Origin of the sequence: Arthrobacter sp. 2YAF22_2 (genome assembly GCF_052114645.1) — a bacterium.
Lineage (GTDB): Bacteria > Actinomycetota > Actinomycetes > Actinomycetales > Micrococcaceae > Arthrobacter.
The window spans coordinates 1-1,681 of the sequence record NZ_JBFRFD010000657.1 but is presented as its reverse complement, the minus strand read 5'-3'; the positions used below and the strand labels follow the sequence as shown (position 1 = coordinate 1,681).

At 61.8% G+C, this 1,681-nt stretch carries 2 protein-coding genes; both read left to right on the top strand.

The features are described 5' to 3' along the window. The first annotated feature begins 191 nt into the window (after positions 1-191). Complete coding sequence (gene ctaC / locus AB4Y86_RS18400; RefSeq protein WP_441403585.1) at positions 192-1,070, top strand: aa3-type cytochrome oxidase subunit II; 879 nt, start codon at positions 192-194, stop codon at positions 1,068-1,070. 12 nt (positions 1,071-1,082) lie between these two features. Beyond that, the coding region (locus AB4Y86_RS18395) for a cbb3-type cytochrome c oxidase subunit I (protein ID WP_441403584.1) at positions 1,083-1,681 on the top strand (599 nt) is incomplete at its 3' end.

The following is a 1,681-nucleotide window of genomic DNA, read 5'->3' as shown; positions in this document are numbered from 1 at the left end:
GGCCGCCAGCCCGGCCTTAGTGCCGTCCGGGGGTGGTTGAGTACAACCCGAAAATCGCCCGCCACGCACGGCGCGGACATGTGGGCGAAAACTCGTGCGGAGCGGTAAGCTCTACACCGAGTAGTAAAACTTTTAGTGTGCCCGGAACGCTACGGCGGCCGGGCGACAGCAACAAGTAGGAAGGGCCGTCTGTGAGTTCGCAGAACCGAACCGGCAGCCGACGCAAACAGATCACTACGATCACTGGCTTGGCACTAGCCGGCGCGTTGGCTTTGACTGGATGTTCACCAGAGGTACAGAAAGGGTGGCTGCCCACTGAGCGTGGCACCACCAACCACACTGACCGCATCATGGACCTCTGGGTCAACTCATGGATTGCCGCCCTTGTCGTGGGTGTCATCACCTGGGGTTTGATGATCTGGTGCATCGTCGCGTACCGGCGGCGGAAGGGGACCGTCGGGTTCCCCCGTCAGAACAGCTTCAACCTGCCGCTCGAGGTCTTCTACCTGACGATTCCGGTATTCATGGTCCTGGTGTTCTTCTACTTCACCGACCGTGACCAGCAGGCGATCGACAACCGCGACCAGCCGGCCGACGTCGTCGTTGACGTCCGCGGCAAGCAGTGGGCGTGGGACTTCAACTACAAGAAGGGCGACGTCATCACCGACGACGTCCACGAGGCCGGCGTCCAGGCGCACCTCACCGGCAATGACGTGGACAAGGAAAAGCTGCCCACGCTGTACCTGCCGGTCAACAAGTCGGTTGACGTGGAGCTGAACTCCCGCGACGTCATCCACTCCTTCTGGGTTCCCGCCTTCCTGCAGAAGCGCGACATGATCCCGGGCAAGACCAACTACATCCGGTTCACCCCCACCAAGGAGGGAACCTACGACGGCAAGTGCGCCGAACTCTGCGGTGAGTACCACTCCGAGATGCTGTTCCGTGTGAAGGTCGTCTCCGAATCCGAGTTCAAGTCTCACCTGGACCAGCTGCGCCAAAGCGGCAACACCGGGCTGCTCGGCGACGAGTATGACCGTAACCCGGCCCCGACCCCGACCGCGACTAAGTAAGGGGAGCGCGACGTGGCAACAACCTACTCTCAGCCCTCAGGGACCCTTGAGGCTCCCGTAGTACCCAAATCCAAGGGACGCATCGTCGTCAACTGGATCACCTCGACCGACCACAAGACCATCGGGTTCATGTACCTGATCGCGTCGTTCGTGTTCTTCTGCTTCGGCGGCGTGATGGCCCTGCTGATCCGGGCCGAGCTTTTCGAACCGGGAATGCAGATCCTGCAGACCAAAGAGCAGTACAACCAGCTCTTCACGATGCACGGCACCGTCATGCTGCTGATGTTCGCGACACCGCTGTTCGCCGGCTTCACCAACGTGATGATGCCGCTGCAGATCGGTGCTCCCGACGTGGCTTTCCCGCGGCTGAACGCGCTGGCCTTCTGGTTCTTCCTCTTCGGCTCCACGATCGCCGTCTCCGGCTTCATCACCCCGCAGGGCGCGGCCTCGTTCGGCTGGTTTGCCTACGCGCCGCTGTCGAATACCACCTTCAGCCCGGGAATCGGCGGTGACCTCTGGGTCTTCGGCCTGGCCCTCTCGGGCTTCGGCACCATCCTGGGTGCCGTCAACTTCATCACCACCATCATCTGCATGCGTGCCCCGGGCATGAC